At 48.2% G+C, this 12,174-nt stretch carries 14 protein-coding genes; 2 read left to right on the plus strand and 12 right to left on the minus strand.

Features of this window, described 5'->3' with window-relative positions; genetic code table 11:
- Positions 1 to 155: 155 nt before the first annotated feature.
- The 4 genes from rplI to rpsF are packed head-to-tail and all read right to left on the minus strand — an operon-like array spanning position 156 to position 1,593.
- The gene (gene rplI / locus M0415_RS10640; protein WP_011623996.1) at positions 156 to 608 is read right to left on the minus strand and encodes a 50S ribosomal protein L9; all 453 of its coding nucleotides are present in this window, start codon (positions 606 to 608) and stop codon (positions 156 to 158) included.
- Positions 609 to 644: 36 nt separating this feature from the next.
- Positions 645 to 872 carry a 30S ribosomal protein S18 gene (gene rpsR / locus M0415_RS10645; RefSeq protein ID WP_006083042.1) on the minus strand — a complete coding sequence of 76 codons (228 nt, stop codon included), beginning with the start codon at positions 870 to 872 and terminating at the stop codon, positions 645 to 647.
- A gap of 11 nt (positions 873 to 883) precedes the next feature.
- The gene (gene priB / locus M0415_RS10650; RefSeq protein ID WP_011073673.1) at positions 884 to 1,189 is read right to left on the minus strand and encodes a primosomal replication protein N; all 306 of its coding nucleotides are present in this window, start codon (positions 1,187 to 1,189) and stop codon (positions 884 to 886) included.
- A gap of 8 nt (positions 1,190 to 1,197) precedes the next feature.
- Entirely contained in the window at positions 1,198 to 1,593 is a 396-nt protein-coding gene (gene rpsF / locus M0415_RS10655) for a 30S ribosomal protein S6 (RefSeq protein WP_011715868.1), read from the minus strand.
- Between the two features lie 224 nt (positions 1,594 to 1,817).
- Here rpsF and M0415_RS10660 point away from each other — a divergent pair, with 224 nt between their 5' ends.
- Together M0415_RS10660 and M0415_RS10665 are read left to right on the plus strand one after the other, a co-directional pair.
- Positions 1,818 to 2,561, plus strand: coding sequence for a DUF481 domain-containing protein (locus M0415_RS10660; protein WP_220058108.1), 744 nt, complete (start codon positions 1,818 to 1,820; stop codon positions 2,559 to 2,561).
- Positions 2,562 to 2,742: 181 nt separating this feature from the next.
- The gene (locus M0415_RS10665; protein ID WP_249553722.1) at positions 2,743 to 4,167 is read left to right on the plus strand and encodes an MFS transporter; all 1,425 of its coding nucleotides are present in this window, start codon (positions 2,743 to 2,745) and stop codon (positions 4,165 to 4,167) included.
- A 69-nt stretch (positions 4,168 to 4,236) separates the two neighbouring features.
- Here the strand turns inward: M0415_RS10665 and rlmB are convergent, their stop codons facing one another.
- The 8 genes from rlmB to zapE all read right to left on the minus strand — a co-directional run bounded on the left by rlmB (position 4,237) and on the right by zapE (position 12,120).
- Complete coding sequence (gene rlmB, locus M0415_RS10670; RefSeq protein WP_023268573.1) at positions 4,237 to 4,977, minus strand: 23S rRNA (guanosine(2251)-2'-O)-methyltransferase RlmB; 741 nt, start codon at positions 4,975 to 4,977, stop codon at positions 4,237 to 4,239.
- Positions 4,978 to 7,407, minus strand: a complete 2,430-nt coding sequence (gene rnr, locus M0415_RS10675; protein WP_249553720.1) for a ribonuclease R — start codon at positions 7,405 to 7,407, stop codon at positions 4,978 to 4,980.
- 39 nt (positions 7,408 to 7,446) lie between these two features.
- Entirely contained in the window at positions 7,447 to 8,103 is a 657-nt protein-coding gene (gene motX, locus M0415_RS10680; RefSeq protein ID WP_011715863.1) for a flagellar protein MotX, read from the minus strand.
- A gap of 108 nt (positions 8,104 to 8,211) precedes the next feature.
- Positions 8,212 to 9,507: an adenylosuccinate synthase gene (locus M0415_RS10685; RefSeq protein ID WP_249553718.1), complete on the minus strand. Its 1,296-nt coding sequence runs from the start codon at positions 9,505 to 9,507 to the stop codon at positions 8,212 to 8,214.
- A gap of 66 nt (positions 9,508 to 9,573) precedes the next feature.
- Complete coding sequence (locus M0415_RS10690; protein ID WP_249553716.1) at positions 9,574 to 9,762, minus strand: DUF2065 domain-containing protein; 189 nt, start codon at positions 9,760 to 9,762, stop codon at positions 9,574 to 9,576.
- A gap of 113 nt (positions 9,763 to 9,875) precedes the next feature.
- A complete protein-coding gene (gene rpsI / locus M0415_RS10695) occupies positions 9,876 to 10,268 on the minus strand; it encodes a 30S ribosomal protein S9 (protein WP_006083052.1) in 393 nt (130 codons plus the stop codon).
- A 14-nt stretch (positions 10,269 to 10,282) separates the two neighbouring features.
- The gene (rplM, locus tag M0415_RS10700) at positions 10,283 to 10,711 is read right to left on the minus strand and encodes a 50S ribosomal protein L13 (RefSeq protein ID WP_011073682.1); all 429 of its coding nucleotides are present in this window, start codon (positions 10,709 to 10,711) and stop codon (positions 10,283 to 10,285) included.
- Between the two features lie 296 nt (positions 10,712 to 11,007).
- A complete protein-coding gene (gene zapE / locus M0415_RS10705) occupies positions 11,008 to 12,120 on the minus strand; it encodes a cell division protein ZapE (protein ID WP_249553714.1) in 1,113 nt (370 codons plus the stop codon).
- Positions 12,121 to 12,174: the final 54 nt, after the last annotated feature.

Below are 12,174 nucleotides of genomic sequence, written 5' to 3' on the forward strand. Positions count from 1 at the left end.
TTGAGCCTTAGTGCCAGGCTTAGCTGCGATGAGGTGGCTAAGCCTATTTATCATTGATGCGCGATCAAAAGCCACTTACACAGCAATACGAGCTAAATCGCGCCCATAAAAAAACACCGCCGAAGCGGTGTTTTTTAGTTTAAAGCAGTTGGTAATTAAGCTTCTGCAACAACAGATACTTTAACAACAGCTTTAACTTCAGTGTGTAACTGAACTTCAACTTCGAAGTCGCCAGTAGTACGCAGAGCGCCTAATGGTAAACGAACTTCAGCTTTAGCCAGTTCAACGCCAGCAGCAGTTACTGCATCAGCGATGTCACGAGTGCCAACTGAACCAAACAGTTTGCCTTCATCACCAGCTTTAGAAGCGATAACAACAGCTTCCAGAGCAGCGATTTTCTCAGCACGTTGGTTAGCAGCAGCCAGATCAGCAGCTAATTTAGCTTCTAATTCAGCGCGACGAGCTTCAAATACTTTAACGTTGCTTTCGTTAGCAACAACAGCTTTACCTTGTGGCAGCAGGTAGTTACGAGCGTAACCAGCTTTAACTGCAACTTGGTCACCCAGGTTACCCAGGTTAGCGATTTTATCAAGCAGAATAACGTTCATTATCAAATCCTCTATATTCGATTAGGAATACTGCAATTACTGATGTAAATCAGTGTATGGCAGTAGAGAAAGATAACGAGCACGCTTGATTGCGCGAGCTAGTTGACGCTGATATTTAGCACTAGTACCAGTGATACGGCTTGGAACGATCTTGCCGCTTTCAGTGATGTAGTTCTTTAAAGTAACGATATCTTTGTAATCAATTTCTGCAACACCTTCAGCGGTGAAACGGCAGAACTTGCGACGACGGAAATAACGTGCCATTTGACAGTCTCCTAAGTTTTCAATTCGACATTTTCGGCATGGATGACTAAGCGATTTTGGCCATTTCGCCCCTGTTGAAGCGTCATAAAACCTTGAACTTGTACTTCCACACCTGCTTTCAGATTGTCTGCCACGCTTTCAAAGCGTGGGCCACTCAATATCACTTGTATTTGTACGTAGACGTTGCGGAGCATATCTGCTTCATAACGCTGCGATTTGTGTTCTAGCATTATCACACTATGTGCGATGCCTGCCGGGCTTTTAAAGCGTCTGGAACGGGTTATGGTTCCTGACAACACCAAGTTATTGGTGGTCACAGATAAACTTACTCAGCGATTTCTTCAGCGTTAGCTTCATCATATGAGCGGTCGCCAGCTGGGCCACGACGTGAATCGCGCTCATCTTTAGCTTTCGCCATTGGAGATGCTTCAGTAACGGCAACTTTAGTACGCATTACCATGTTACGCAGAACTGCGTCGTTGAAACGGAAAGCAGTTTCTAGCTCTTCAATCGTCTCTGCTGGTGCTTCAACGTTCATCAGAACGTAGTGAGCTTTGTGCAGGTCTTGGATTGGGTAAGCCAGTTGACGACGGCCCCAATCTTCTAAACGGTGGATTTTGCCGTTAGCTTCGGTGATTGCACCGGTGTAACGCTCAATCATACCTGGTACTTGTTCACTTTGATCTGGGTGAACCATAAATACGATTTCGTAATGACGCATTTATTGCTCCTTACGGTTATGTAGCCTCGTTATTGGCTCAGTCAGACCAAGTGGAGGCAAGGAACGAAAATAGTGACTGATTCGAGCGCGAGATAGTACAGAAAGCAGACGTGAAACTCAAGCAATAACTTTGCCTCACCTCTCAATACGGGTATGATGACGCCTCACCCCTATTCGGATATCAGACACCAGCCATTCAAGAACCCTGACTAATGTTACGAGCAATGCTAAAAGTTATCGCCCCTTTGAGTTTGTTTTGCCTATCTTTTCCGGCACTTGCGCTTGTACCTCCCGATTATCAGGAGCCGCCAAGCGATTTTACAGCAGAAGTCGAAGCCGGCTTACAGTTGAACACGGGTAACACCGAGTCGAGCAGTTTTAATGGTCGCACCCAGCTGATTTACGATGCCAAACAAACAAAACAAGAAGCCACGCTAAAAGCGTATTTTGCTTCAGAGAAAAACAAAACCACTTCAGAGAAGTACGAACTCCAACTGCAGAGCAACTACAAACTCACCAAGGGCTATATCTTTGGCCGTGGTGACTTTACCTGGGATCAGTTCGGTAGTTATACCCAAATCTCAACCCTTTCTTCGGGTTATGGTTTTAATGCTATCAGTACCTATAAGACTAAACTCAGCCTCGAAGTCGGCCCGGGTTATCGATACAACCTGCCAGCGGAATCGGTCGCTGAGCCCGATCCTGCCGCCGAAAAGGATGTGATTTTACGTACTGCAGCAAAGTTTTCGCAAAAATTGCAGGAATACACCAGCATCAATGCCGATCTCACCGCCGAGGTGGGCGAGAATAACAACACCCTCACCCTCGACATGAACTACAAGAACCTAGTATTTCAGGACTGGGCATTTAAAATCGGCATGAACGTTAAGTACACCGAAGTGGTCCCCGAAGGTAGTAAGCAGACAGACACAGTCACCACTTTTAACCTGCTCTACACCTTTAGATAATAGCGATACCCAGTGGTTTGGCTGAAACTAGGTTCATCCTCTCAGCCAAATCCCATTTCAGTCGAATTGAGTGACCCACACACAAAAATGATAAGTTAGTCATTAAATCCCAACATTTTGCAACACGGAATACACACCAACTCCTGATATACTCTCCCTGCAACCATACAAGGAGTAGTTAATGGCAAACCCGCTACGCACTTTCGCCTCTTTATATAGCACGACTCTATTAACTGTGTTGGCAGGCGGTTTACTCACCACCTATTTAGGCCTACGCCTGTCGGTAATGCACGTTCCACAGCTGTGGATAGGCGGCATGATGTCGGCCTATTACGTTGGCCTAGTGGCTGGCTCTAAGATTGGCCACCGTTTGATTGCCCAAGTCGGGCATATTCGCGCCTTTGTCGCCAGTGCCGGGATAGTCGCCGCTTCCGCACTCGGCCACGCCTTAGTGGATGAGCTAGCAGTTTGGATCCTGTTAAGGCTTATCGTCGGTATGGGCATGATGTGTCAATACATGGTGCTCGAAAGCTGGCTCAATGAGCAGGCCGAAAGCAGCCAACGCGGCACTGTGTTTGCCAGCTACATGATAGTCTCGTACTTCGGCTTAATATTGGGCCAAGGTGCCATCAGCCTCTATCCTGAACTCGGCCTAGAGCCACTATTACTGATCGCCATCTGTTTTGCCCTGTGTATTGTCCCCATTTCCTTGACTCGCCGGATTCACCCGGCGCCACTGGTGCCCGCGCCATTAAAAATAGCCCACTATTGGCGCAAAGCCCCGCAAGCACTGACGACTATCGCCATAGGCAGCATGATTGTCGGCTCCTTTTACGGCTTGGCACCCGCCTATGCCAGTAACTTAGGTTTACCGCCCGAGAAAGTCGCCACCTATATGACGGCCACCATTCTCGCGGGTCTACTGGCGCAATGGCCAATGGGGAAACTATCCGACATCATGTCCCGCAGTCGACTTATCCGCATTAACTGCGTACTGCTTGGGATCTTAGCCTTAGCTATCGCCCTCACGCCTTACCATCCCACGCTCTCACTGGTGATGACGTTTCTGTTCGGTATTCTTGGCTTTACCTTCTACCCCTTAGCCACGGCACTGGCCAACTCCCGTGTCGAGCAGAGTGAAAGGGTTGGTCTGTCAGCCACCATATTACTGACCTTCGGCCTTGGCGCGAGTATTGGCCCGCTTATCGCTTCAACCCTAATGCAATGGCTCGGCAATAGCATGCTCTATGGTTTTATGTCGGCCTGTACCTTAATTCTGTTTTTACGCCTGCGTTATGTTCACTCACAACAAAAGGCCGAAACTAATGTGACTCAAGACTACATCATGGCAACTGGTGACTTAGTCTCATCTCCGCTCGCGGCCGCCCTCGACCCGAGGGTTGATGTTGAATCGGTGCAGGAGCAAATGACTCCTACGCCCAGCGACGATGAAGAAGATTTAGGTGCCGATGCCCTCGAGGATAATGACACTGACAGCGAACAACAGCTGACATTCGAGTTTGACGTTAATCCAGAGCCGACTTTTATTGAGGCAGAAACGAACGATCTAGAAGAGTCAGATCTCGATGCGGTGAAAACCGCTTAAGAGGGAGTTCAGTTATTCGAGACAATAAAAAAGACGGGCTAGTCCGTCTTTTTTATTGAAAGCTATCGATTAGCTACGGCGTTGACGCACGGCTTCGAATAGGCAGATACCCGTGGCGACCGACACGTTTAAGCTAGAAACGCTACCCGCCATCGGAATCGAGACCAAGGTATCGCAACATTCACGACTTAGGCGGCGTAAGCCTTTGCCTTCGGCGCCCATCGCAATCGCCAGCGGTCCTTTAAGATCGGCTTGATATAGCTCGCAATCCGCTTCGCCCGCCGTGCCGACAATCCACACGCCCTTTTCCTGTAGATGACGCATGGTACGCGCAAGGTTAGTCACTTGGAATAAGGGCACAGTTTCGGCGGCGCCGCAGGCCACTTTGCTCACCACAGCCGTTAAGCCTACGGAATTGTCCTTCGGCACAATAATGCCCTGCACACCCGCAGCATCGGCGTTACGTAAGCAAGCACCTAGGTTATGCGGATCGGTAACACCATCTAAAATCAATAAAAACGGTAAATCGGTCTTAGCTAACAACTCATCTAAGTCATGCTCACCAAGGATTTTTGCCGCTTTAACACGGGCAACAATGCCTTGGTGCTGAGCACTCTCGGCTTTATCGTCCAACACTTTGCGTGAGGTCACTTGGATGCTAGTGCCAAAGGCTTTAGCCTGGCGGATCAGCGGCGTTAAACGCTCATCTTCACGGCCCTGCAGCAGCCAAAGTTCAATAATGCGCTCTGGGCTGTGTTTTAACAGCGCTTCAACCGCGTGGATCCCAAAAATAATATCTTGTTTCTTCATTTACTTCTTTCTCGTGCTCCGCTTCGCGGCCTTTGGCTTTTTCGCCGAATTTTTTACGCTTTTCTTAGGCTTAGCGCCTGCTTTAGACTTGGACTTACTCGCCCCAGCTTTATCTGAACTGGCTTTCGATTTCGCGCCTGTCGATTTAGCTGCCTTAGCCATTTTGGCGCCTTCACGGTTTACCCGCTCACGCGCTGTCATCGGTTTTTCTCGACTCGGTGCAGACTTACGGCGACCGCCTTTTCCGCTATCGCCAAGCATGACTAAGTCAATCTGTCTATCATCCAAGTTTACCGCAGCCACTTTTACCGTGACGGGGTCACCCACTTGATAGATTTGACCTGTATGCTCGCCAATCAAACGCTGGCGCATAGGGTCGAACTGATAATAATCGCTGCCCAAACTAGAAATATGTACTAAGCCATCGATAAATAAGTCATTTAAGCGAACGAATAAACCAAAGTTAGTGACAGAGGCAATCACCGCCTCGAAGGTGTCACCCACATGGTCCTGCATAAATTCACATTTCAACCAGTCGCTGACATCACGTGTCGCTTCATCGGCACGGCGCTCGGTGTTCGAACATTCTTCACCTAAGAGGTCTAACTCATCGAGTTGATAATGGTAGCCACCATCGGATGTCCACTTTTCATTGGCTTCGCCTTTTTCCTTCGCCAATAAATAGCGGATCACGCGGTGCAGCACTAAGTCAGGATAACGGCGAATTGGCGAGGTGAAGTGCGCATATTCTTCAAGTGCTAAACCAAAGTGGCCTTCGTTATCAGGAGTGTAGATAGCTTGGCGCATTGAGCGCAGCAACATCACTTGGATAAGCTCGGCATCGGGCCTATCGGCGATTTGCAGCATCACATTCTGGTAATCCGCAGGGGTTGGCTCGAGACCGCCGCCCATGCTTAAACCACGTTCGGCCAGAAACTCTTTAAAGTTTGCTAGCTTCTGCTCAGAAGGCGACTCATGCACGCGATAGAGGATTTCACCCTTGTGCTTTTTCACAAACTTAGCGGCCGATACGTTGGCCAAAATCATACATTCTTCAATGATTTTATGAGCTTGATTACGCGCTCTTGGCACAATCTTATCGATCTTGCGCTGGTCGTTAAAAATAAACTGCGTTTCTAGGGTCTCGAAGGCAATCGCCCCACGCTCGGCGCGCTGTTCATCGAGCGCTAAATAGAGCGACTGCAAACATTGCAGATGTGGGAATAGCGCTTCATGCTCAGGCGCAATCGGTCCGCCTTCGAGCATGGCGGCCACTTGAGTGTAAGTGAAACGCGCATGTGAATGCATCACCGCGGGATAAAACTTATAACCCGACAGCTTACCGCGTGCCGAAATCGTCATTTCCGCGACCATACACAGGCGGTCGACATGGGGATTGAGCGAGCACAGGCCGTTAGAGATTTTCTCCGGCAGCATAGGGATCACTTGCGATGGGAAGTACACCGAGTTACCACGGGCACGGGCTTCGGTATCTAAGGCCGAATCGGTACGCACGTAGTAGCTCACATCCGCAATCGCCACCCATAGACGCCATCCGCCACTGGGTTTGACTTCGGCGTATACTGCATCGTCAAAGTCGCGGGCATCTTCGCCATCGATGGTCACTAAGGGCAGATCTCGCAGATCGACGCGGCCAACTTTATCGGCTTCGGTCACTTCATCTGGGATCCGACGCAGCTTTTTCTCAATCACCGCCGACCAAGTGTGGGGTAAATCGTAATTACGCAGGGCAATTTCGATTTCCATTCCCGGTGCCATTTGCTTGCCGAGCACCTCAGTGACTTTACCAGCCGCTTTCACGAATCGACCCGGACGGCGGGTTAATTCGACCACGACCACATCGCCTTGACGGGCACCATTGCGATCTTCCGTGGCGATTAAGATTTCTTGGGTAATGCGCTTATCATCAGCAATCACAAATGCCATGCCGCTATCGACATGGAATCGCCCAACAATCGCGGCACTGCGCGGTTGGATCAAACGGACGATACGGGCCTCGCGGCGGCCTTTACGGTCCATACCGGCTTTTTGTGCCAGTACTTTATCGCCATGGAAATACATCAGCATGTCGCGATTTGAGATAAATAAATCGTCGCCACCTTCATCAGGTTTAAAGAAGCCGTAGCCTTCTCTGTGCCCAAGGACAGTGCCGGAAATCAGATCCATTTTTTCAGGTAAGCCGTAGCTTTGACCGCGGGTAAATACCAGTTCACCGTCGCGCTCCATCGCCCGTAAACGGCGACGCAGGGCTTCTAACTGTTCTTCATCGTGGATCTGCAGTGCAACAGCAATGCTGTCACGGGTAATAGGTGATTTTTGAGAACGTAAGTACTCGATAATATACTCACGACTTGGGATAGGGTTTTCGTACTTATCCTGTTCACGCTCGAAATGAGGGTCTTTGATCATTCAATATCCAATATTTCTGTCTCAATCTGTAGAGACAACTCAACGGGTTCGCAAGTGCTCTTGCTGGGCCCGCGCCACTGCACTGGCGGGCATTTTAGCGGCTAACACCTGCAGTAATGACAAGGCTTTTTTCTTGGTCGCCTCATCGGTAAATACATTGTTGTATAACCAGTTATAGGCCATTTCATAGTCCCTTGGACTACCATAACCTTCACCGTATAAACGAACCAGCATCATACGCGCGGCTAAACTGCCGCTCGCCGCCGCTGGCAATAAATAATTGACCGCACGGTCCTTATTACGAATAACAAACTTACCATTTTGATAATATTCGGCAAGTTTCACCATGGCCTCAGGGCTGCCCTGCTCGGCCGCCTCTTGCAATAATCCCATCCCTTTGACTGCATTGGCTTTTACGCAGGTGCCATGGTTGAGCATCTCCCCCCACAAAAACTGATATAGGGGCTGCTTTAAGACTTCGGCGCGCGCTTCGATATCTTGCACTAACTGACAGTCATCTTGCTTAACTCTTGCCAGATATTTTTCGCCGCGGATCATTTCAAGTAATTGATCTTGAGAATAAATATCCACCGCCTGTGTTTCAGCAAAGCACATTGAAGATACTAAGGGCAGCAGCGCAACTAATGCAGTACGTAGCATAACGACTCTCAATGACAATAGGGTGAATACTTGCATCGGCAGTATAACCTATTTCTTGAGCTCAAGCCGAATTTCTAACCACAGAAAACAAACAGGAAGGAACAACAAAGGAAGAAAAGGCCGTGAAACACGGCCTCTACGATTTTAGTTAAATGGGCTAACTAAAATCATCGTTTCATTACGGTCTGGACCGGTAGAAATGATGTCGATCGGCGTTTCTAACAACTCTTCAATACGCTTGATGTAGTTGATAGCTGCTTGCGGTAACTGCTCTAAAGAGGTCGCACCGAAAGTTGACTCGCTCCAGCCTGGCATAGTTTCATAAACAGGCATGACCTGCTCATAACCTTCAGCCGCTAATGGCGTAACCTTAGAGATAGTGCCATCTGGATGTTGGTAACCCACACAGATCTTCACTTCTTTCAGGCCATCGAGTACGTCTAACTTAGTTAAGCAGAAGCCGCTTACACTGTTGATTTGTACTGCGCGGCGCATTGCCACTGCATCTAACCAACCTGGACGACGCTTACGACCGGTAGTCGCACCAAATTCATGACCTTTAGTCCCTAAATGATCACCCACTTCACATAAGAGCTCAGTTGGGAAAGGACCTGCACCCACGCGAGTGGTGTATGCCTTCATGATACCTAAGACATAGTCTAAATGACGTGGACCAAAGCCGCTGCCTGTCGCCACACCACCTGCGGTAGTGTTTGACGAAGTCACAAACGGATAAGTACCGTGGTCGATGTCTAACAGCGTACCTTGTGCACCTTCGAACAGAATTGGTTCACCCGCTTTACGCGCGTTATCCAACAGTTCAGTTACGTCAACACACATGCTCTTCAGGTAGTCAGCTAAAGCTAACGCATCGCTCAATGTTTGCTCGTAATCTACGGCGTCAACTTTGTAGTACTCTGTCAGCATAAAGTTATGATATGCCATAACTTCTTTCAGCTTTTCAGCAAATAGTTCAGCATTGAACAGATCGCCAACACGCAGACCGCGACGGGAAATCTTGTCTTCATACGCAGGACCAATACCACGACCCGTAGTACCGATAGCTTTGTTACCGCGCGCTTTTTCGCGAGCGATGTCTAAGGCACAGTGGAATGGTAGGATCAGCGGACATGCTTCAGAGATCAGCAGACGTTCCTCAACAGGAATGCCGCGCTCTTTGAGCATTTTGATCTCTTTCATCAGGGCGTCTGGTGCAAGCACCACACCGTTACCGATAATGCATTTCACATTGTCGCGTAGGATGCCTGATGGGATCAGATGAAGTACGGTTTTATCGCCATTGATCACTAAAGTGTGACCCGCGTTGTGACCGCCTTGGTAGCGAACTACATATTTTGCCTGTTCTGTTAGAAGGTCGACAATCTTACCTTTTCCTTCGTCACCCCATTGGGTGCCGAGAACAACTACGTTTTTGCCCATTGTTTGCTGCAAGGTTGTGGTTAAAAATGGATTCTAACAGATTTTAAACCGCAAGTGGTAAGGCATTTATGAAAAAATAATCAAAATGACCAGCCCAGCGGTGACTAAAGAACCGCCTATTCGGTGTAAAACTTGCTGATTCTGATGAGAAAGTTCGTTCAAATATCGGCGCCATTTATTGGGGAATAACAAAGGCCCCACACCTTCTAAAATCAGCACCAATGCCACGGCTAGCATAAATAACTGTAAGCTCATCTTTCCCTCTCTTCGAACTGTCAGCAAAAAACACTTTCATTAACGCGAGCATAGCCAATTTTAGGCAATAAAAAACCCAGCATAAGCTGGGTTTTTTGAGATTCCAAAACGTATTAACGCTTAGAGAATTGTGGCTTACGACGTGCTTTACGTAGACCCACTTTCTTACGCTCAACTTTACGAGCGTCACGGGTTACGAAACCAGCAGAACGTAATGATGGACGCAGAGCTTCATCTAATTGCATCAGAGCACGAGTAATACCGTGACGGATTGCACCTGCTTGGCCAGTGATACCACCGCCCTTAACAGTTACATAGATGTCCAGCTTGTCAGTCATTTCAACTAGTTCTAATGGTTGACGAACAACCATACGAGCAGTTTCACGACCAAAGTATTGGTCCAAAGGACGTTGATTTACAACGATGTTGCCACTACCAGCTTTAGCGAATACGCGTGCTGTAGAGGTTTTGCGACGGCCAGTGCCGTAGTACTGAGTTGCAGCCATTTGCTTAATCCCGTTTAGATATCAAGAACTTGAGGTTGTTGTGCAGCGTGGTTATGTTCTGCGCCAGCGTAAACTTTCAGTTTACGGAACATGGCACGGCCCAGAGGACCTTTTGGTAACATACCCTTAACTGCTTTCTCGATGATCATTTCTGGCTTGTGAGCTTGCAGCTTTTCAAAGCTGATTTGCTTGATGCCACCAGGGAAGCCTGAGTGCGAGTAGTACGTCTTGCCTTGCGCTTTGTTACCAGTAACAGTAACTTTCTCAGCGTTGATAACGATGATGTAATCACCAGTGTCAACGTGAGGAGTGTATTCTGGCTTGTGCTTACCGCGTAAACGCAGAGCGATTTCGGTAGCGATACGACCTAAAGTTTTGCCGTCAGCATCAACGACGAACCAGTCACGAGTTACAGTTTCTGGTGTAGCAGTAAAAGTCTTCATTATTACAAAAACCCAAAGTTAATTTCTGTCTCACATGTTGCCTACAATGGTAAACAACACAAAATTGCCTTTCAGTACCCCTTCGAGTACTTAACTCGGCGTACAACTTCCACCTAATTTGGTGGAGTAACGTGGGCAGGTGGCGGATTATAGACAAACGTGAGCTAAAAATCACCTGATATTTTGACAAAAATCATAAAAAATCGATCTGTGAAGCTGATTTTCACTGGGATGGATGAGCCACAGGAGGTTTGCCTAAAAAACGCGCTAACCTCCAATGATTGGCACTCGCTAACCTAAGGTAAATGCTCTGATTTTAAGTAATCGTGGGATTGCATTTCGATTAAGCGAGAGCGGCAGCGTCTAAATTCAAAACTCAATAAACCATCGGCGTAGATCTCTTCTAGCGGCACCTGCGCGGAAACGATCAACTTAACGTTGCGCTCGTAAAACTCATCCACCATGGCCAAGAAACGTCTGGCGATATCATCACCCGTTAAAAACGCGCCCATTTGTTCTATGCCACTCACCAACACGGTATGATAAATCCGCGCCAGCTCCATATAATCCCGCTGACTACGGGGACCATCGCATAAGGCCCTGAAATCCGCGAGTAACACGCCTTGCGCCTGTTGACGAATGCTGATTGCGCGCCCTTCAATTTCAATCGCATCGGTTGAAATTTCAGCCTCGGGAGCTAACTGGCGGAAATAACGCAGCAGATTAGTATCGGCCTCTTCATCGAGTGGATGGTGATAAATCTCAGCCTGCTCCAGTGTACGCAGACGATAGTCGATGCCCGAATCCACATTGAGTACTTCACAATGCTGATTGATCAAGGCGATCGCGGGGAGGAATCGTGCCCGTTGCAATCCGTTTTTATACAAATCATCGGGAATGATGTTTGAAGTAGCGACTAAGACCACGCCTTCTTTAAAGAGGGCTTGGAATAAGGTGCCAAGTAGCATGGCATCTGTGATATCGGAGACAAAAAACTCATCAAAACAAATGACTCGGTATTTCGCGGCCATTTGTTTGGCAATCACTAATAAAGGATCGCGCGTGCCTTTGAGCGCATCCAGATCCAAATGCAGTTGATGCATAAAGCGATGAAAGTGCGCCCTTAGTTTTTGATTACCTGGCAGCGCATCAAAAAAAGTGTCCATTAAATAGGTTTTGCCGCGACCGACACCGCCCCAGAGATACAATCCCTTAGGCGCGACAGGCGCAGACTTAAGGCCAAAGGAGGTCAATAACTTGCCTAATAGTGAGCCTGGCGCTTCGGCAGCGGTTAAATCTTCGTAGACGCGTTGCAGCGCCTTTACGGCCATTTCCTGCGCGGGATCATGGGAAAAACCATCACGAGTCAGATCTTTTTGGTAATGCTGCCAAGGGCTTAACTGGGGCACGTTATATTTCTCTTTTATCCTTTGGAAAAACTGCGTCGATATTACCACGGCCAC

The sequence above is a fragment of the Shewanella sp. 10B genome, from assembly GCF_023475885.1.
Lineage (GTDB): Bacteria > Pseudomonadota > Gammaproteobacteria > Enterobacterales > Shewanellaceae > Shewanella > Shewanella mangrovisoli.

Excerpts from the sequence above, each read along its gene's own strand:
- M0415_RS10690 (WP_249553716.1), bottom strand. The coding sequence starts at position 9,762 with ATGAGCTTACAGTTATTTATGCTAGCCGTGGCATTGGTGCTGATTTTA.
- rplI (WP_011623996.1), bottom strand. The coding sequence starts at position 608 with ATGAACGTTATTCTGCTTGATAAAATCGCTAACCTGGGTAACCTGGGT.
- rpsF (WP_011715868.1), bottom strand. The coding sequence starts at position 1,593 with ATGCGTCATTACGAAATCGTATTTATGGTTCACCCAGATCAAAGTGAA.
- rpsR (WP_006083042.1), bottom strand. The coding sequence starts at position 872 with ATGGCACGTTATTTCCGTCGTCGCAAGTTCTGCCGTTTCACCGCTGAA.
- rpsI (WP_006083052.1), bottom strand. The coding sequence starts at position 10,268 with ATGGCTGCAACTCAGTACTACGGCACTGGCCGTCGCAAAACCTCTACA.
- rplM (WP_011073682.1), bottom strand. The coding sequence starts at position 10,711 with ATGAAGACTTTTACTGCTACACCAGAAACTGTAACTCGTGACTGGTTC.
- rlmB (WP_023268573.1), bottom strand. The coding sequence starts at position 4,977 with ATGAAGAAACAAGATATTATTTTTGGGATCCACGCGGTTGAAGCGCTG.
- M0415_RS10660 (WP_220058108.1), top strand. The coding sequence starts at position 1,818 with ATGCTAAAAGTTATCGCCCCTTTGAGTTTGTTTTGCCTATCTTTTCCG.
- motX (WP_011715863.1), bottom strand. The coding sequence starts at position 8,103 with ATGCAAGTATTCACCCTATTGTCATTGAGAGTCGTTATGCTACGTACT.
- rnr (WP_249553720.1), bottom strand. The coding sequence starts at position 7,407 with ATGATCAAAGACCCTCATTTCGAGCGTGAACAGGATAAGTACGAAAAC.
- M0415_RS10665 (WP_249553722.1), top strand. The coding sequence starts at position 2,743 with ATGGCAAACCCGCTACGCACTTTCGCCTCTTTATATAGCACGACTCTA.
- M0415_RS10685 (WP_249553718.1), bottom strand. The coding sequence starts at position 9,507 with ATGGGCAAAAACGTAGTTGTTCTCGGCACCCAATGGGGTGACGAAGGA.